Origin of the sequence: Nocardia abscessus, assembly GCF_015477775.1 — a bacterium.
GTDB lineage: Bacteria > Actinomycetota > Actinomycetes > Mycobacteriales > Mycobacteriaceae > Nocardia > Nocardia abscessus_A.
This window is the reverse complement of record NZ_JADLQO010000004.1, coordinates 1-18381: the sequence shown is the minus strand read 5'-3', so window position 1 is coordinate 18381 and position 18381 is coordinate 1. Positions and strand designations below refer to the sequence as shown.

Annotated in this window: 14 protein-coding genes and 1 pseudogene; 13 read left to right on the top strand and 2 right to left on the bottom strand. The window is 67.7% G+C overall.

Annotation, left to right across the window (positions count from 1 at the left end; all coding sequences use genetic code 11):
- The first annotated feature begins 4 nt into the window (after positions 1-4).
- The 6 genes from IU450_RS13005 to hisS all read left to right on the top strand — a co-directional run bounded on the left by IU450_RS13005 (position 5) and on the right by hisS (position 6683).
- Complete coding sequence (locus IU450_RS13005) at positions 5-1153, top strand: radical SAM/SPASM domain-containing protein (RefSeq protein WP_195150069.1); 1149 nt, start codon at positions 5-7, stop codon at positions 1151-1153.
- On the top strand, positions 1153-2547 hold the full coding sequence (locus IU450_RS13000) for a B12-binding domain-containing radical SAM protein (RefSeq protein WP_195150068.1): 1395 nt from the start codon (positions 1153-1155) through the stop codon (positions 2545-2547). Before IU450_RS13005 ends, IU450_RS13000 begins: the two co-directional genes overlap by 1 nt.
- Positions 2544-3557 carry a Gfo/Idh/MocA family protein gene (locus IU450_RS12995; RefSeq protein WP_195150067.1) on the top strand — a complete coding sequence of 338 codons (1014 nt, stop codon included), beginning with the start codon at positions 2544-2546 and terminating at the stop codon, positions 3555-3557. Before IU450_RS13000 ends, IU450_RS12995 begins: the two co-directional genes overlap by 4 nt.
- Before the next feature lie 16 nt (positions 3558-3573).
- The gene (locus tag IU450_RS12990) at positions 3574-4284 is read left to right on the top strand and encodes a 2OG-Fe(II) oxygenase (protein ID WP_195150066.1); all 711 of its coding nucleotides are present in this window, start codon (positions 3574-3576) and stop codon (positions 4282-4284) included.
- Positions 4281-5162 carry a phytanoyl-CoA dioxygenase family protein gene (locus IU450_RS12985; protein WP_195150065.1) on the top strand — a complete coding sequence of 294 codons (882 nt, stop codon included), beginning with the start codon at positions 4281-4283 and terminating at the stop codon, positions 5160-5162. The genes IU450_RS12990 and IU450_RS12985 overlap by 4 nt, the downstream gene beginning before the upstream one ends.
- A gap of 216 nt (positions 5163-5378) precedes the next feature.
- Positions 5379-6683, top strand: a complete 1305-nt coding sequence (hisS, locus tag IU450_RS12980; protein WP_195150064.1) for a histidine--tRNA ligase — start codon at positions 5379-5381, stop codon at positions 6681-6683.
- 356 nt (positions 6684-7039) lie between these two features.
- On the opposite strand, the gene IU450_RS12975 is transcribed toward hisS, so the two are convergent.
- Positions 7040-7813: a helix-turn-helix domain-containing protein gene (locus IU450_RS12975; RefSeq protein ID WP_195150063.1), complete on the bottom strand. Its 774-nt coding sequence runs from the start codon at positions 7811-7813 to the stop codon at positions 7040-7042.
- Between the two features lie 133 nt (positions 7814-7946).
- Positions 7947-8789, bottom strand: a complete 843-nt coding sequence (locus tag IU450_RS12970; RefSeq protein WP_195150062.1) for a helix-turn-helix domain-containing protein — start codon at positions 8787-8789, stop codon at positions 7947-7949.
- Between the two features lie 712 nt (positions 8790-9501).
- On the opposite strand from IU450_RS12970, the gene IU450_RS12965 reads away from it, so the two are divergent.
- From IU450_RS12965 to IU450_RS12935, 7 genes and pseudogenes are all read left to right on the top strand, one after another.
- Entirely contained in the window at positions 9502-10296 is a 795-nt protein-coding gene (locus IU450_RS12965) for a hypothetical protein (RefSeq protein ID WP_195150061.1), read from the top strand.
- Complete coding sequence (locus tag IU450_RS12960; protein WP_195150060.1) at positions 10293-11534, top strand: cutinase family protein; 1242 nt, start codon at positions 10293-10295, stop codon at positions 11532-11534. Before IU450_RS12965 ends, IU450_RS12960 begins: the two co-directional genes overlap by 4 nt.
- Positions 11531-12676: a lipase family protein gene (locus IU450_RS12955; RefSeq protein WP_195150059.1), complete on the top strand. Its 1146-nt coding sequence runs from the start codon at positions 11531-11533 to the stop codon at positions 12674-12676. Before IU450_RS12960 ends, IU450_RS12955 begins: the two co-directional genes overlap by 4 nt.
- 108 nt (positions 12677-12784) lie before the next feature.
- Entirely contained in the window at positions 12785-13528 is a 744-nt protein-coding gene (locus tag IU450_RS12950; protein ID WP_195150058.1) for a hypothetical protein, read from the top strand.
- A gap of 10 nt (positions 13529-13538) precedes the next feature.
- Positions 13539-15386: an AfsR/SARP family transcriptional regulator gene (locus IU450_RS12945; protein ID WP_195150057.1), complete on the top strand. Its 1848-nt coding sequence runs from the start codon at positions 13539-13541 to the stop codon at positions 15384-15386.
- A gap of 751 nt (positions 15387-16137) precedes the next feature.
- Positions 16138-17364 carry an AAA family ATPase gene (locus tag IU450_RS40560; protein WP_195150056.1) on the top strand — a complete coding sequence of 409 codons (1227 nt, stop codon included), beginning with the start codon at positions 16138-16140 and terminating at the stop codon, positions 17362-17364.
- A 41-nt stretch (positions 17365-17405) separates the two neighbouring features.
- Positions 17406-18381, top strand: a pseudogene (locus tag IU450_RS12935) (hypothetical protein); the annotation flags it as partial.

Below are 18381 nucleotides of genomic sequence, written 5' to 3'. Positions count from 1 at the left end.
GGCCGTGCTCGTCAGGCCCGACGACTTCCAGCTTCCCGAGCATCCGCTCCCGATCCTGGTCCAGCTGGGTCTGACCTACCGATGCAACCTGAAATGCAGTCACTGCTACGCCCTGTACCGGCGCAACCGGGATGAGTTCACGCTCGCCGAGATCGACCGGTTAGCAATGCAACTGCACAGCGAGGGCGCGGCAAGCTTGGTGTACTCCCACGGCGAAAACATGATCCGTCGGGATTTCCACGAGGCGGCAGCGGTCTTCCGAGACCTGGATTTCTACCAGACCTTGATGCTCAACGGCTTCTACGTCCGCCAGCCCGAGGACGCGCAGAAGCTCATCGGAGCAGGGATCAGCCGCGCGATGGTGTCGATCGACAGCACCGACCCCGCCGTGCACGATCGGGTCCGCGGCAAAGCCGGGGCGTTCGACGTCGCCGTCCGGGCTCTGCGGATGCTCAAGCAGGAAGGCATGGCGACGGTAGGGTTCTCGACCACCATCGACTCCCACAACTACGAGCAGGTCGACCGCATCGTCGACTTCGCACTAGACATCGGAGTCGACGCGATCAGTTTCATGCAGAACCGGTACAATCTGCACAGCGTCTTCGATCGCACCCTGTGGCCCCGTTACCAGCAAGTGTGCGAGCGGTTGTATCAGTTGATCCTTGATCACCAAGGCGTGCTGGACATCTACACGCACGACCCGTTCATGTTGACGCTGATCGACGACCGGCTGACCGACCAGGCGGCCCGCGAATTGTTCATCGGATCGAATCTGTGCAATGTAGGGACAAGCATGGTGTCGATCGACCCGGTGGGCAACGTGTCCGGCTGCAACTTCATCGAAGAAGCCGTCGGCAACGTGCGCGACGAGCCGTTCGCCGACATCTGGCGAAGGCTGGTCGACCGTTACTCCGACCGTCGGGAACCGCCGGCCGGGCCGTGCGGCTCCTGCTCGGCGCTCGGGCCGTGCATGGGCGGCTGCAAAGCGTTCCACTACAACGGCAAGTACGACGAGCGTTGCGGCGCACAGCGATTCGTTGATTCCGGCCCTCACGGGCTCGACACCGCGCAGCAGACCATCCCTGCGACCGCCCCGCAAAGGGCGCCGGGGGTTTTCGTGGGCCTGCCTCGGCTACGTATAGGAGCCGAATGATGAGGATTCTGTTCGTCAATCCGCACTACACACACGACCCGCATACGTTGCTGCTGCATCCGCCTCTCGGCTACGCCTACATGGCGCGCTCGCTGCGCCGGGCCGGACATGAGGTGGTGCACGTGGACCTGCCGTTCGAGGGCAACAACGCCGATGCGCTGATTGCAAGGCTCGACGACATCCACCCGGACCTGGTCGGCGTCACCTCCGTCGCCCAGAGCTACTATCACGCGCTCGAGATCGCGCGAGCTGTCCGCAGCTGGCGGCCGACGACCCCGATTGTGTTCGGTGGCCCCCATGTCTCGTTTATCGGTACCGAATGCCTCACCCGCCACGACTGCGTCGACTTCGTGCTGCTGTTCGACGCCGAGGACAGCATCGTCGACCTCGCCGACGCTCTTGGTTCCGGCGGCAGCACATCGGCGCTGGCGAAGGTGCCGGGCCTGGTCTTCCGAGACGGACCCGGCGTCCGGACGACGGCGCCCGCGCCTCCAGAGATGGATCTCGACCGATACGGACGACCCGACCGCGGCATCTTCGACATGCGCAACTACCTCGACTACGACTACGAGACCGTCGTCATGACCGCACGAGGATGCCCAAGTCGCTGCACCTTCTGCTCGACGACGATCGCTGGCCGCGCGGCCCGGTGGAACAGCCCGACGCATGTCGCAGACGAGATGGAAACCGTCGCCGAGATGGGGTTCTCCTCGATCTTCTTCGGTGACGACACCTTCTCCGGCGACCCACGCCGAGCAGTTGAGATCTGCGAGGAGATCACGCGGCGTGGCCTGACGATCCCGTGGACCAGCAACATGCGGGCACAGGACGCGCGCCCGCAAGTGCTCGACGCGATGATCGAGGCGGGCGCATATCGGGTGTTCGTCGGATTCGAGTCCGTTCAGGAGCAGACGCTGCGACTGGTGAAAAAGGGAACCTCGCCCGCGCGGCTGTACAAGACGGCTGGGCGGATCGTGGCGGCGGGGCTGGAGCTGCACGCCTCATTCATTGTCGGCGCGCCAGGGGACACCCCCGAAACCCTCGCGGCTACCATGGATTTCATCCGGCTCGTGAATCCCACGGTCGCCACGTTCAACGTCATGGAGCCCCGCCCGGGCACGGACGTGTACGCCAACCCCGGACGGTACGGCATCACGATTCCCGACAAGTACTGGTACGAAACAACCAGTTGGCTCGACATGCCCGTCTGCCACAACGACGCCATGTCCGCCAGGGACATTCGCGACTGGGTCAGCCGCTGTTACTACGAGTTCTGCTCCCCGGACTTCCGCGATATCGCCAATCTGCGACGCTTGGAACCGATCCGCAGCCAATGGGACCGGGCGGCTGAGCAGGTGCAGAAACACCTTCCGCTCGTCGGGAGACCGGCATGAGCCTCAAAATCGGACTCGTCGGTGCCGGACTTGCGGCGCGTTCGCATGCCCTCGACATCGTGACCGACCCAGCCATGGACCTCGCTGGCGTAGCCGCCGCTCGCTACAGTTCGGCGACCGCAATAGCCGAGGACTTCGGCAGCACCGCGTATCACGATGTCGATTCGATGGTGCACGCTGGCGTGCTCGATGCCGCGGTGGTGGCGGTGCCGCCGCGAGCGGTGTTCGATGTACTCGAGGCGCTTCCCGCCACACTGCCATGCCTTGTCGAGAAGCCTGTCGCTGCGACCGCCGGCGAACTCTCCCGGCTGCGAGATCTATCCAGCGCACGCCCATGCTCGGTCGCCCCGTTCAACCGACGCTATCAGCCGCACATCCGCGAGAGCGCCGAGCTGGTCGCACGGGGAGCTATCGGGTCACTGCGCCGAATCGAGGCACGCTGGACGGGACCGTACGCAACGAGGTACGCCCACACAGCACCCACCTACAGGGCATCCGCCGGCCCCCGGCACGGTGTACTGATCGACAACGGTAGCCACGCATTGGATGTCATTGCCATGTTCCTGCCAGCCGATGATCCGGCCCCCACGTCCGACACGATCACGGCGGTCTTCGGCCGCAATGACCGTGGCGCAGATATCGAGGCCGACCTCTGCTTTCGTGCTGGGGCCGTCGAGGTGCGCCTGGTGCTCGCCGACGCGGAGGAAGGAGCTGTCTGCGGAGACTGGCAGATCGCCCTCGAAGCGGACCAAGGAGCTGCCCTCCTGAACGAGAGCGGCTGCACTTTCGACGCGCCAGCACCGACCATGATCGCACCCGAGCCCATGCTGCGCCCGGTCACTGACCTGCACCGGATCGCAGTAGGTGAGCCGCCGATGGGTTCCCGGCTGAGTGACGTCGAGCAGATCAGTGTGCTCGTGACCGCCGCCTATGACCACGCGGAGCGATCCACCTCACGTTGGATCCGGCCACGTGGGAAGGCCCTCGGTCGGCTCAACGGCGCCTGCTGAACGGAGGAGAAAGACAATGCGAATTCCGCAATTCGAACTGGAGACGCGTCCGGTCGCCGCAGGCCGCTGCTTCATCGAGGACACGGTGGTCATCGCCGATGAACTTGTCGCCATCCGTGTGGATGACGTGCTCGACCCTGACTACGCTGCCTCCCTTGCCGACCATCTGACTTGTGGAATCCACTACGAGCGCGACGAAATCGGCGACACGAAACGTGTAAGCCGTGCAAGGCGTCTGGGCGACATGCCGGACAGTCCCATCGCAACGGCCGCCGCGCCCGATATGACTGCGCTTGACGCCCTCGACATGTTCGTCAGCCCGTGGTGGCTGGACCAGCTGAGCCGATGGCTCGGGCAACCTCTCGAGGTGCTGCGGCCCACGACGCCCTACCGTATGGATGTCGGTGACTACGTCGACCCGCACGATGATTGTCCAGCACCTGAGTATCGGCTCTCGGTCGTGTGCAATTTCACGGCGGACTGGACTTCGGGTGACGGCGGGGAAACCGTCGTCGGTCTGGTCGAAGACGTCGTCGAATACGACGATTCGGACTGGTTCTTTTCCCTGAAGAAATGGACCCTGCGACCCGAAACACGGCAGTTGGCACCGCGATTCAACTCCGCGTTGCTTCTCCCGCTAGCACCCACACGAGCGCATGCAGTCCGGCCGGTCCAACGCGGATCCCGCATCTCGATCACCACGCTGTATGGAGGCATCGAGCGATGACCCAACAGCTGATGACCGACGACGAACGCAGGCAATGGGCCGAACAGGGCTATCTGCACATCCGCGGCGCGCTCGCGCCTGCCGAAGTACAAACGCTTCACGCTGCGCTGCTCGACCTGCACAGCCGTGACGCTGCCGTCGATTTTGCCGATGTCTTCGACGCTGGCAACAATCGAGACCTGAGCATCGCGAATGCGCTGCGCTGGTGCCCGGAACTAGATCTGCTGCTCGATCACCCTGGGGTGTTCGGCCGGATTCTCGGGCTCATCGGCCCGTACGTGCAGGTGCTCGGCTCGGAGATCTTCTTTCGATATCCCGCGCCCGAGCCTCTCGTGGCCTTCCATACCGACCAAGGCCCGTCGCTCATCCACGCCGCCCCGAGCGTCAAGGAGGTGCAGATCAAAGCCCAGTTCTTTCTTACCGACCTCACCAGACCGGACGCTGGCAACTTCACCGTCGCTCCTGGCTCCCATCACGCGAACTTTCCAGGCAAGATCGCGTTCGAACAGGTTGCTGAGACCAGACAGATCCTTGCGCATGCCGGTGACGTGGTGTTGTTCCCGCTCTCACTCGGTCATGGCGTTGCAGCCAACACCAGCGACACCACCCGCATCAGCGTGGTCCTGCGCTACGGCCAACTATTCTGCCGACCCGTCGACTACTGGATAACTCCTGACGTCGATATCCTCGACCGCCAAACGCCACGCCGACGTCGGCTACTGGGCGATTTCGGGGCGCGTAGCCGCCCCGGCGACATCTACGGCGCGATCCCCGATCAACTGGAGCTGATCTACGGCGACGACTGGTCGGCTACTGACCAAGCCCGAGTCGACTTCTCCCAGGCACAACAAAGCCTCCATGCCTACGAGACCCTCTAGTCACGGCTGGCGGACCGTTCCGCGCGCGATTCCCGCGCCAACCTCGTAGTCACAGGCCAACAGCGTGCCTGAGCACGATGCCGCCGCCGAACACGTCGCCGACCGGACATGATCCCAGCCTGACTAACATGTCCGTGTACTTGCTTGTCCATGTACCTGCCACCGGCCCCACTCTGGTGAGCCGGGCTACTGCCCCAACGCAGCGAAGGATGCCCTGTGAAAGTCGACAACAGTCCTGCCCGCGGAATGCGCGATCTGCTCCCCGCAGAGGTCGCCATGCGGGACCATGTGCTGTCGACCATCACCGGGGTTTACCGCAGCTACGGCTATCAGCGCATCGAGACTCCCGCCCTGGAGGACATCACCCGCTTGCAGGGTGGCCAGGGCGGCGAGAACGAGAAGCTGATCTACCAGGTCCTGCGTCGCGGCCTGCCGCCCGAAGTCGAAGCTCGCGGCATCGTCGCCGATCTGGTCGACCTCGGGCTGCGGTTCGACCTCACCGTGCCGCTGACCCGGTTCTACGGCAACAATCACGCTCAGCTGCCCACCCCGTTCCGCGCGTTGCAGGTCGGCCCCGTCTGGCGCGCCGAACGGCCCCAGAAGGGCCGCTACCGCCAGTTCTACCAATGCGACATCGACATGATCGGCGAACCCGGTGTGCTGGCCGAAGCCGAGTTGATCGAAGCGACCACCAGCGCCCTGGCCGCCGTTGGCCTCGACAACGTGACCGTGCGGCTGTCCGACCGCCGATTCCTCACCGCTGTCGCCGCTGACTCCGGCCTACCCGAAGCCTGCTGGGACAAGTTCTTCATCGTCTTGGATAAGCTCGACAAGATCAGCTGGGACGGCGTCCGCGCCGAACTCGCCAAGACAGAGATGCCCGCAGAGGCCGTGGCCGCAGCGCTGGACAAGATAGCCGCGCTCCAGGACACCCCGATAGGCAAGCTCCTTGACGTGTTAGCCGACGTGCTGCCAAGCGTGCCCCAGGAGTCCCTCGACGACTTCGCTGCCACCACCGCCAGCCTGGACCTCCTCGCGGAAGAACGTTCGCTCGTTTGGCAATTCGACCCCACCCTGGTGCGTGGCATGGGGTACTACACTGGCCAGATCTACGAGATAGCCCACCCCGAGTCGTCCAGCTCGGTCGCTGGTGGCGGACGCTACGACCAGCTGATCGGCCGATCCCTCGGTAAAGACGTACCCGCCTGCGGCTTCTCCATCGGATTCGAACGCATTGTGAACCTACTCGGCCAGCAGGCTCGCCACGACGCCCTCGCGATCCTCGTCGAAGCTGACGTCCCCGTGGCCGAGGCACTCTCGGCAGCGCGCGAGTTGCGGCGTGACACCCGCACGGTTGAGGTTGTCCGGCGTAGTGGCAAGCTCGGCGCTCAACTGAAGCGCCTGGAGGCGGCCTCTTTTGGCTCGTTCGCGATTCTTCAACTCGTGAACGGCGCGGTCGTTCGTAGCGATGAGCGCGAACTGGAGACATCGACCCGTACCTCAAACGATCGCCCACAGTAGTCGGTCCGAGTTTGCTCAAAGGTGCAGGACCTACACCGAGGTCATTCGGAACACGAGCTTTCGGGCTCGCGCGCCGGAAGTGGCTGCCGTGCTTTGTCTACCGCGCATCCCGGTCCCTTTCCGACCCACGGCGGGCGTCGAATCGGGGTGGCCCGAATAGGCGGCCGGATGTCTGCAAACGCCCCGACGAGCGTGTGAACTCCGGCAAATCCCCTCGCTTCCGGCCACACCCGCCTTGGAGAAAATTTCGTCCGTCGCCCGGCCAGGGCGCCCTGCTGGGGCGACAGTCCGACTGACCACTCAATCGATCGCAGCAGGCGGCGAGCGTCGTTGACACACCGTCGCAAGAGGCCGCCTTAGCGGGCGATGGCCGATGTGTCGTAGAGGCCGTAGGCGAGGAGGACGTGGGGGCAGTCGGGGTAGTCGCTGATCTCAAGGCTGAGTGGAAGGGGCTTGCCGGCGCCGGGTGTGCGTACATGGATTGGTCTCGGGCGGGGGCGGTCGTAGGTGACTTGCATGGGGGTGGATTCCCACATCAGGGGGAATTCAGGGGTGGCACGCAGTTTGCGGAACAGGGTTCGTGCTCGGGGGAGGTCGCGGTATCGACCGAGTGTTCCGCGCAGGATGGTGACGGTGTAGCGGGCTTCGTTGTCCCAGTCGTGAATGCGGTCGCGGGCGGCGGGGGAGAACATCCACTGGAAGTAGTTGTTGTCGGACTCGGCAAGGCCGGGGACCATGCTGTGAAACATCCGGTTGCCGTGCAGCACAGTTCGGAGGGGATCGAGGTAGACGGCGAGGGTGTCGCGGGTATCGAGGTGGTCGAGGTGGGCGTGGATGCCCAGGGCCGTGAGGTGCTGGCGTAGCTGCTCGGTGGGTGGCAGTTCGAGGGAGGGTTGCCACAGTTCGCGCAGATGTCGTCGCTGTGAGGGGTCGAGGTCGAAGGCGTCGACCAGTTTGGTGAAGACACCAGGGCCGGGGTAGGTCCGATGCTGGATGAGTCGGTTGAGGTAGGAGCTGCTGAAACCGGCGTGTCGGGCGGTGGATTCGCGGGAGAGGTGATGGTGGTGGCGCAGCCATTCCAGTGAGTCGTGGAAGTCGGGCATCCCGTCGAGTGCCGGGGCTTTCTGCATGTCATCTTGCCCGTCTGTGCGGGGGTAGCGCGTGGGCGGTTTCCCCGGCGTGCGAAGGACGAGGTGCCTGCTCGGCGTTGTGGTGGCGGGTGGGGGGTTTGCCTGTCATTCGGTACTCCTGTTCGGTGGTCGGTCAGAGCAGTGCTGGTCCGCTGTAGGGCTGGCGGTAGTACACGCAGAATCGGATGTCGTGGGAGCTCGAGGCGTAGCCGAGGTGAATGTGTGCGGAGTACGGCTCGCCGGTGGTGGGGTCGCGCAGGTGGATTGGTTCCTCGGGGCGGCGGCCGTAGGCGACCGCGTCGCTGGTGTCCCACCTCTCGCGGAAGGTGGCCGCGCCGCGAAGGTCGTGAATGAGGGTGAGGGCGTGCGGGGTGTCGCGGTGGCGTCCGAGGGCGCCTCGCAGGGTCGCGACCAGGTAGGCGGCGGCGCTGTCCCAGTGCACGAGGACGGGTTCGGCGGTGGGCGTGGTGGAGCCGGGGTGAAAGAACCACAAGGCGACGTTGTCGCGGAATCCTTCGATGCCGGGCAAGCTCGCGGTGAACCGTTCGTTGGCGAGGACCACATTCCACAGCGGATCGAGGTAGGCGCCGGCAACCTCGCGGCGGTCGAGATTGATCAGTGTCGCCCGGTGCTCGGGAGTGTCGGTGCGGGTGCGTAGTTCCGCGATCGGCGGCAGAGCGACCGGGGGCCGGGCGAGGTCGCGGATGTAGCGTTCCTGCGCGCGATCGAGGTCGTAGGCGGTGACGAGGTGGCTCAAAACCGCTGGCGAAGGCGTCGCCTGGTTGTGTTCGATCTTTTTGAGCATGTGTTCGCTGATGTGGAGGCGGTCGGCGGCGCGCGGGCGCGGGAGCTTGTGGCGCTCGCGGATCCGGCGTGCCCAGCCACCGAGGTCGGGTATCTCCGAACAAGACGAGCAGGTGCGGTCCTGCTGGCGGCGTCGTCGTGGATGGCGGGCCAGGTTCGTTGTCCGGGTCACGTAAAGCCCCTCCTACTACGGTCTTTCGTACTTCCTTCCACGTGGGGTACGTTGAAGGGTTCACTTCCCCCGACTCGATTCGTTCCTACCAGAGAAAGATCATCCCCGGCAAATATTATTCTCCGTGAGCTAGCCGACAGATAGCCCTCGGCCGCCGCGCGACGGGCGCGGCGTATTTGCCGTACCCGCGCACCGGGATCGCGCGTTCGGGAAGTTTCTCTACTGATACTCGCGTTACCCCTTTCTCGCATCGACGCAGGTCGCTATGTGCGGCTGGAGGGGTAATGGTTGTGGTAGCACATTCTTTACCTCTCGAAGGGGTGGCGCGGCAGGAGTTTTCGGGGCTGTGATGGTGGGGCAACTGCACCTCCTCCGGTAAAGGAATAACTGTGGACCCTTACACCATCCTGTCGCTGCTCGACGCAGGCGCTTCGCTGGTCTCGAATGTCCTGTCGGTCGCCTCGCAGGCATTGAGCCTGGTCCTGTCGTTCGTCTGATCGTCGGGCCATTCCTCTGATTCGAGGGATACGCCGAAGGTCTCCCGGCTGTGGTCGGGCAGCCGGGAGTATCAGCCTTTCTCGCGCGTTGTCACGCGCATTTTCTGATCCTTTTCCTCTCCTTTCTCATCCGATCGAAAGGGTTATTTGTCGTGCCCGAAAACGGGAATACATCCCTCGCGTACGGGGGTCGGCTGCTGTGGGGTGGCCGTGTGTTGGCTGTCGGCGCTGTGCCAGTGGTGATGATGCTGGCCGCGCCGCAAGCCAGTGCTGTGACGCTGGATCCGATCGCCGACCAGCCCGGAGTCACCGCCCCAGTCCAGCCCGGAACCGCTGCCCCCGCCCCGCCCCCACCGCCGGATCTGCCGCCGCCCGAACCCGCTGTGTATCCGCAACAGCCTCCCGAGGTCCGCAACGGCCCGGTCCCGCGCCCGGCGCCTCCACCCGCTCCCGCGCCACCGGTGCAGGTGATCGAGCTGCACTCACCGGAACCGGTGCCTCCGGTCGCGCCGATCCAGCCCCCGCCGAACACGATCCGAATCGGCCAGTGGGAGACGCCGTCACCGGACTGGGTTCCTCCGGAGGTCCGTGACGGCGTCAACACCACCGCCGCGAATGCCGAGGCGCAGGCCGCGACGTTCCTGGACTCGATCGGGATCCCGGCGGGACGGTCTGATCGGGTGGCCGGTGCCACGATCGCCGGGGCGGGGGCCGGTGGTGCGATCGGAGGCGCACTGGCGGGTGCACCGGCGGCGGCAGCGGGCGCGGTCGCGGGCGGGCTTGCCGGGGGCACGATCGGCGGTATCGCCGGGGCCGCACTGGGCACCGTGGTGACCGTGCCGGTCATCGGCACGATCACCTCCGGTGTGGCCGGTACCGCGCTGGGCGCGGCAGCGGGCGCTGTCGCGGGCGCGATCGTGGCCGGGGTTCCCGCCGCCGTGGTCGGCGCGCTGGCCGGTGGCACGGTAGGCGCGGGGTTCGGTGCCGGAGTGGGGGTGGGCCAGCCGTGACCGGTCTCCGTCTCCTCACCGCCACCGTCCTGGCGGCCTGCACGAGCGCGCTGTGCACGCCCGGTTCCGGGTCGGCGCAACCACCCGCGATCGGCGGGCCGGGCTGCCCCGTGCTGTGGGTCCTCGGGGTGCAGGGCACCGGCGAGTCCTCGCCGGGGGCTTCCGAGACCGCCGACACCGGGATGCTCGGATTCTTGCTCGGCCCGGTGGTGGCCGCTGTCCCGGATCTGGTGCAGCGCACCTACATCCCGTATCCCGCCGGGTTTGGTGGCGCGGTGGGCACCGGCGCCAGCACCGACTCCTACGCGGCCTCGATGGACGAGGGCTTGGCCGCGCTCACGGCCACTGCCGCCCGTATCGCCGCCGACTGCCCCGGCACCGCCCTGGCCGTGGTCGGGTACTCCCAAGGCGCACAAGTGGTGACGGAATTCGCCCGCGGTGTCGGAGCGGGCGAGGGACCCGTCCCGGCCGAGCGGGTGGCGGGTATCGCCCTGTACTCCGATCCCGATCGCGCCCCGGGATCGCCGGTGATCCCAGGCCGCCCCGGCCAACTCACCCCCGACCCCGCCCCCGGCACCACGGGGGCCGCGGTGTCGGGAGTGGCGATCACCACCGCGCCCGCCTCCGGCGGCGGCATCGCCACCGGCGAGAGTGTCGAGTACGGGGCGTTGACCGGGCGCGTGGCCGATATCTGTGTCGACGGTGACTTGAGTTGCTCGGCACCCGATCGCGCCGCCCTGTTGCGGGTAGCCGCGCAGGTCGCCGCCCAGGCGGATCTGCGTGATCCGGTGGCCGCGCTCGGCTCGATCCAGGCGCTGCTGTCAGGCGTGCTCGGTGACGCCTGGACCACCGTGGTGAACAACGACTTCCGCATCGAGCCCGGCGTCGTCGATTACCTCCCCGCGGCGAGTCTGGCCGACCGGCTCACCGACGCCTCCGACCCCCGCACTCCACGTCCCGGTCCGGATGAGACGGCTGCCGCGACGGCGCGGTGGGGGCAGATCACCGGGGTGGTGGCCTCCGACCCGGTCGGGCAGTTGCCGAAGCTGGCCGGGCAGTTGTCCGCTGCGTGGGGGCAGTTGGTCGGCGACAACGCCGACCTGCTCGATCCGGCGGTGTGGCTGCGCTACGCCGACATCCACGGCCGCCACACCGGCTACGCCGCCGCAGGGCAACTCGCCAGCGGCATCGCGTGGCTGACCGCACTCGCCCACGACCTCGCCGGGAGCCACCCATGACCACCAGCAGCAACGACTTCTACAACGTCACGACCCTCGACGGCTACCGCCCCGGAGACCTCGTGCGCACACGACCGGTGTTCGTCGCGCAGCTGAGCGAGGCGCGGGGGGCGTGGCAGGTCGTCTACGCCACGGCCAACGCCCGCTCCGAAACCATAGCGGCCTCAGGGATCGTGCTGATCCCCGAGACCATCGCAGCCCCGGGCGCGACCGCGATCCTGGTGTACTGCCCGGAGTTTCGCGGCCTGGGCGGAGTGTGCGCGCCGTCGCAACTGCTGGCGATCGGTGCCGAACCCGACACCACCGGTATCGAGGCCGCCCTCGCGCGAGGCTGGGTGGTGGCGATCCCGGACGGGGAGGGCCTGGGCATCATCGGAGGCGGCCCGCACACTTTCCTCGCCGCCCGCGCCGGAGCCCGGAGCGTGCTGGATCTCGCGCGAGCGGTGTATCGGGGCGCGGACCTCGGGGTCGCGGTCGCGCCGGTGGTGGCGTGGGGATATGCCGACGGTGGCCGTGTCGCGGCGGTGGCGGGGGAGCTGCAGCCCTGGTACGCCCCCGAGATGGACCTGCGCGGCGTCGCCGCCGGAGCGGTCTTCTCCGACCTCGCGGTCCTGGCTCCGCCGGTCAGTCGGGGCACCCGCACCGGCCTGGCCGGGCTGGCGTTCGCCGGGCTGATCGGGCTGTCCCACGCCTACCACCAGCTCCCGCTGCGGCATGTACTCAACGAGGACGGTCTCGTCGCCGCCGCCGAGGCCCGCCACCTCACCGTCCTCGAACTGCTGCAACGGTTCCCCGAGCCGCTGGCGCACTGGTGCCGCGAGCCTGACCCGTGGAACGACCACTGGTGGAGAAGGGTCCTCGCATTGGAGTCACTCGCGCACGTGAAATCCGATGTGCCGCTGCATCTCTACCACGGCGAGCTCGACCAGATCGTGCCGGTCCGCTTCGGACGCAAGGCGCTGATCGCCTACCGCCAGCGCGGCACGAAGGTGGACTGGCGCGAATACGACGGCGACCACCGCTCCACCGCGCACTGGGCGGTCTCCGATGTCCTGGCCCGGCTCACCGCGGACATCGCCAACGGTCTCGTGTCCCAGCCGATCCCGGCACAGACCCAGGCCGAAGTGCGGCCCAGCGCGTGAGCCGCCCCTGACCCCTCCGGGGGAACCCTGCCCGCACCCCGCGACCCCCACCTTCCCTCTCGGGGTGCGGGCAGGCCCCGGAGACACCTGAACCGAGGCGAGGGATGAATGGCGAGGTACCCGCGTAAACCACCTGAAGACGACGACGCCGAAGCATGGGTCGACCTGCCCCAGACTCCTCCGGACCTACGGCTGGTAGCCGACACCGGCTCCGGCCATGACTTCGACGAGCCCGACAAGCCCATCCTGCCGGAGGAGTTCTGGTTCAACCGGATACGCAAGCCTCCCAGCGCGGCCGACGCCGCCCGGGTTCCCCGATGGGGGGCCGTGTTGGCGGACCGGCTGCCGCGCGGTGCGTGGGCCGCGCTGGCGGCCATTATTGCTGTCCTGGCCGGGTTCCTGCTGGTGCTGACAGACAAGACCAGCGACCCCGGCGCGCAGGTGTCCTCCATGGCAGCACCACCTAGCTCGACCACTACGGCTCAGGGGCCGTGCGCCGGGCTCGCCGGAGAGGTGGTGACCGAGCGTGCCGGTGACCCCGCCACCCTGGCCGGGGTGATCGCCTCCTTCGAGGCCGCCTACTACATCGACCGCGACGCCGGAAAGGCGATGCCGTTGCTTGCGCCCGAGAGCGGGATCACCTTCGAGGGCCTTGCCGCGGGCATCGCCTCCGTCCCGCACGGCACCCGGCACTGCGTGGCGATCACCCCGATCGCCCCGACCACCGCCAACGTCCACATCGCCGAAATTCGCCCGGACCGCACGCGCATCGACTACCTCCAGCTGATCAACACCCGCCCCGCCGGTACCGGGGGCGCGTTGGTGATCTCCAACGTCCAGAAGCAGGGATAGGAACCCATCGATGAGGCCGCAGGCGCCGTATCTGATCGCCGTCGCGGGACTGACCCCGCGAGCCGGGACAACCACGACCACCGTCGCGCTCGCCCACACCTGGCCCGGCCCCGAAACAGCTCTCGTCGTGGAAGCCGACCCCGCAGGCGGGCAGCTCGCCGAAATGGTCGGCGCGGACCCGCATCTCGGCTTGGCAAGCCTCGCCCGCCGAAGCGCCCTCGGCCTGCCCGTCACCCCTGAGCTGCTGGCCCAGCACGTGCAGCATCTGCCCGGCGGGGAGGCGTTCCTGGCCGCGCCTCCCGAATACGACCCCGCCCGTCCTGTCCCGGCCGCTGCGCTGCTGACCGATCCGAACCGGGGCTGGCGCGGGCTCGGAGCGACCGTGTTCGCCGATTGCGGTGTCCCCGAACCGGGCTCGCCCGCGCATCCGGTCATCGCCGCCGCCGACGCCGCCCTGTTCGTGGTGCGCGCCGAGCACATCGATCCCGAGCCTGCCGCCGAGCGGCTCCTGGATCTCACCCGGCGTCGACGCCCCCGGGGCATCGTGGTCATCGGCGGCAGCCGCGCCTACATCGACGCGATCGGTTTTCCGGTCGTGGGAGAGTTGCCTGCCTCCCGCGCCGGTGCCCGTGCCCTGCTGACCGGCCGCCGCACACGCCAGAACCTGATCCCGCCCGCTCGCGGCACCATCATCGATGTGGAGATCCAGCTGCGCCGCTACGAACGCTCCGGCCAGTTCGACCCACCCCGCACTGGGCAGCCTGCCCGCCAAGACCGCCCAGTCCGGCGCAGACGCCGCGACGAGGACGGGCCCAGGATCTACAGCATCGACCCTGCCACCGTGCCGACACCTATTGCGCGACCCATCCCGCCGGAGCCGGTCCTGGTGGACGCCGCAGAACGCACGCCGTCCCCGGTCCGCGAGTCTGCGCTCGTCGACACCGGCGAGGCCGCCGGCCACTCGCGCGAGACCGACCTCTCCGCGGCGCCCGAGCCCGTCCTCGACACCCACACCGCGCCAGCCGACTCCGCGCCGAATCCAGCACCGGAGGTTGTCCCAGCACCGGCGGAGGTTCCGGCGTTGCGGTTGCGGGTGTTCGGGCCGACCCGGGTCTTCTGGCGTGTGCCCGATTCCGGGGAGAGCGTGGAGATCACAGGCCAGCTGCAACCACGTTTGCGCGAGCTGCTGGCAGTGCTGGCCCTGCATCCGGGCGGGTTGTCGCGAGGTCAGCTGACCGAGCTGTTGTGGGGAGAACGCCCAGCCGATCGCGCCTCAGGCGTGCTCACCAACACCCTGAGCCGACTACGCAGCGCCCTCGGTGCCGCGACCGGCGGCCGGTTCAATGAGCCCTTGGCCGACGACCGGGTGCACTACCGGCTTTCCGGCACCGCGGTGAGTGTCGACTGGTGGGACTTCACCGCCGCAGTCACCGCACGCCGCCGCGCCAGCAACGACACCGACCGGACAGCCGCGTGCCGGGCTATCACCGCCATCGCCACCGAAGAACTCGCCCCTGACCTCACCGACTCCTGGACCGAACCGATCCGCGAATCCGCGCGCCGCGACACCCACAACGCCCTGGGCTGGCTGGCCACCCACGACGCCGACCACGACCCCCGCGCCACCCTCGAACTCCTCGAGACAACCGCCCAAACCGACCCCTACAACGAAGCGCTCTGGCGCGACATCCTGCGCCAGCACGCACGCCTGGGTGAATACCCGGCCCTCGACCGCGCCTACGCACTCCTGACCCGAAAACTCGCCGAGATCGGCGAAACCCCGAGCAGAGAAACCCTCCAACTCCTCGAACACCTCCGCCAGGGCGAAGACCACAATCCAGGCACGCCCAGCAGCTGACGAAAACCGGCGGAAAGCCGCGAACCGAAACCGCTGGTAAAATAGAATTCAACACGAATTTGTAGTCGTTGTTAGAAATCAGTGTACTCGGCGATCTGCATGGCGATGCGGCACGCTTCCGCTGTCATTGGGTAATTTCTCCCCGCCATTCACCAATTCGTTGAAGGTGTGGAGCTTTCGGTTCGATCGGCCGTCAGATGGCCTGCGAGTTCATTGCTGGCAATCTGTGGGGAAGTGTGGGGGGAAACGTGAGGGGTTGTGTGGGGGGCCTTCAAAAGGCCCCGGTGCTACCTCGAATATGCCCAGCTAGATGGCCACATCCGTCGGCGGGTGTCATCCAGGATTGTCTATACACAAAGCTGTATAGACATGCGGCGGCGTCGGTCATGGCCGCATCTCGTGCTGACCTGACCCCCTGGTTCGCCTCGCATTTAATGTGTTTCCGTTCCCGTCTTTTTCTCTCTGTTCTTATTCTTTGAATCATTTTCTTTTGGCTGGTCGGCGGTGGGCTGGTTCGAAATTTCGTGGCGTGGTGTGCATTTCATGCGCGGCTTGTTTTGTCGGCGAGGCTGGCTTCGCCGAAAATTTGGAGAATTTCCGGCGAATTGGGGTTGTGAGGCTGTTCGAGGTCGAGCTAGCGTCGACCCTGTTCCCGGAATTCGCCGGGAAATTCGCAGAAATCCGAATGGCGGCCACGCCGCACGTATGCCGGAAACCGGCGCGAATTCGGAACGGAATTGCAGGAGTCGCAATGCCCACCACACCCGCTACCGCCACCGCCGCTAGCGCTGCACCGGCCGCCGGTCGTCTGCCTAACGGGGAGTTGCGCCGCATGGTTGCCGCCGCGCTGGCCGCCGACCCGGCCCGCGAACAGTCCCCGCGTGAGATTGCCAACGGGCTCGGCCGGTCGTCCGGCGCGGTCGGCAATGCGCTGGAATCGCTGACTGCCGCCGGGCACGCCGAACGCACCTCGGCGGCCCCGCGCCGCTACCGGGCCACCGCCACCACGGCCACCGCCGCCGCCCCGACCGCTGCCGCCCCGGCACCGGCCGCGCCTGCCACCCCGGCAGCTCCGGCCGCCGGTAAGGCGGCGAAACCGGCCCGCCGCCCCAAGAAGAACACCACCTCGGCCGCTACCCCCGCCACGGCCGCGCCTGCCAACACCCCGGGGGCTCCGGCGCGCACGGGTAACACGGTGGCCCGGCCGAACGGGCAGGACTACCACGTGCGCAAGCTCGCCGGGCGTGCCGATGTGGATGTGTTGCGGACCATGCGGGCGGCCGAGGTTCCGGTGCTGCTGTACGGGCCGCCCGGCACCGGCAAGACCTCGCTCATCGAGGCCGCCTACGGGGACCTGTTGACGGTGCAGGGCGACGGGGACACCACGGTCGCCGATTTCGTGGGCGAGTACACCCAAACCCCGGACGGGCGTTTCGTTTTCATGGACGGCCCGCTGGTGCGGGCGATGAAAGAGGGCCGGGTGCTGTTCATCGACGACGCGACCCTCATCTCCCCGACCGTGCTGGCGGCGGTGTATCCCGCGATGGACGGGCGCAAAGAGCTGGTGGTCAAAGCTACCGGCGAGGTGGTCAAGGCCGAGCCCGGGTTCTTCGTGGTGGCCGGGCACAACCCCGGCGTGCACGGGGCCATCCTGTCAGACGCGCTGAGTTCGCGGTTCGCGTTCCAGGTGCGGGTGGTCAGCGACCTCGACCTGGCCACCCAGCTCGGGGTGGAACGGCGCGCGGTCAAGGTGGCGCGCGAGCTGGCCGCCAGGCAGGCCAAGGGCGAGGTCGGGTGGGCCCCGCAGCTGCGCGAACTGTTGGCGTTCCGCAAGATCGCCGCCGCCACCGACCCCGACACCGCCATGGCCAACCTCCTCGGGGCCGCCCCGGAAGAGGACCGCGAGGTGGTCGCCGCCGTGGTGCGGACCGTGTGCGGCACCACCCACACCCCCCTCGCCCTCGGCCCCCGCCTCTAACCCGCGCCACTCCAGCGAGCACACGAAAGGTATTGCCCGCCATGACCGGCCACGTGATCACCACCCCCGCCCCCGCCATCCCCGCTGCGCCCGCTACCCCGGGCACCGGTACCGCTTCCGCCCCGGCCGCCGCCGGGGTGGCCCCCGCCGCGCCTGCCATCCCCGCCCCGGCGTCGGTGCCCGTCACCGGGGGATGGGCCACCCTGTCCGCCGCCATGACCGCCGAGGTTCCGCCGATCGCCGACCGTGACGATTTGACCGTGAGCATCGCCCCCGGTGCCGCGTTCGGGCACCCGGCGGTGTTCGTGCCGGGGCTCGCCGCCATCGAACTCGACGGTTCCCGCCTCAAGATCGACCCCGCCGACGCCAACCCGGCCACCAACAGCGACCGCAACAACTACCCGGCGGTGTGGGGTGCGCTGGTACACGAGTGCGCGCACGCCAAACACTCGGTATGGCAGCCGCCGCTGCTGGCCCACCCCGAGGTCGTCACGGCGGCGAAGTTGCTCGAGGAGTCCCGCATCGAGGCCGCCCAGCTCCGCCGCCGCCCCGACGACCGGCATTGGTTGCGCGCCAGCGCCACCGAGATCGTGATCGGCGACAACGGCGGCGAGACCGCCGCAGCCCAGATACCGCCCACCATCTACGCCACCGCCCACAACGCCGCCCTCGTGCTGGGCCGGGTCGACGCCGGGGTGCTGGAAAAGTCCGAATGCGCGGCGCTGCTGCTCGAGATCGAGTCCATCCTCGGCACCGACACCCTCGCCAAGCTGCGCGCGATCTGGCGCGAGGCCCACACCGTCGCCGACGCCGACACCGCCGCCATGCTCGAGCTCGGGCAACGCTGGCTCGACATCGTGGGCCCCGACCCGCACGCCGCACCGCTGCCAGGCTCGAAGTTGGGCGCGGCCATCCGCGCCACGGTGGCCGCCATCGCCCGCGAGGTCGCGGCCAATCCGGTGCCCGCCGACCCGGCCGAGTCCGCCGCCGCCGCGCGCCGGGCAGCCGCCGACACCG

Excerpts from the sequence above, each read along its gene's own strand:
- IU450_RS12945 (WP_195150057.1), top strand. The coding sequence starts at position 13,539 with ATGAGGCCGCAGGCGCCGTATCTGATCGCCGTCGCGGGACTGACCCCG.
- IU450_RS40560 (WP_195150056.1), top strand. The coding sequence starts at position 16,138 with ATGCCCACCACACCCGCTACCGCCACCGCCGCTAGCGCTGCACCGGCC.
- IU450_RS13000 (WP_195150068.1), top strand. The coding sequence starts at position 1,153 with ATGAGGATTCTGTTCGTCAATCCGCACTACACACACGACCCGCATACG.
- IU450_RS12975 (WP_195150063.1), bottom strand. The coding sequence starts at position 7,813 with ATGCAGAAAGCCCCGGCACTCGACGGGATGCCCGACTTCCACGACTCA.
- IU450_RS12950 (WP_195150058.1), top strand. The coding sequence starts at position 12,785 with ATGGCGAGGTACCCGCGTAAACCACCTGAAGACGACGACGCCGAAGCA.
- IU450_RS12955 (WP_195150059.1), top strand. The coding sequence starts at position 11,531 with ATGACCACCAGCAGCAACGACTTCTACAACGTCACGACCCTCGACGGC.
- IU450_RS12985 (WP_195150065.1), top strand. The coding sequence starts at position 4,281 with ATGACCCAACAGCTGATGACCGACGACGAACGCAGGCAATGGGCCGAA.
- IU450_RS12990 (WP_195150066.1), top strand. The coding sequence starts at position 3,574 with ATGCGAATTCCGCAATTCGAACTGGAGACGCGTCCGGTCGCCGCAGGC.
- IU450_RS12995 (WP_195150067.1), top strand. The coding sequence starts at position 2,544 with ATGAGCCTCAAAATCGGACTCGTCGGTGCCGGACTTGCGGCGCGTTCG.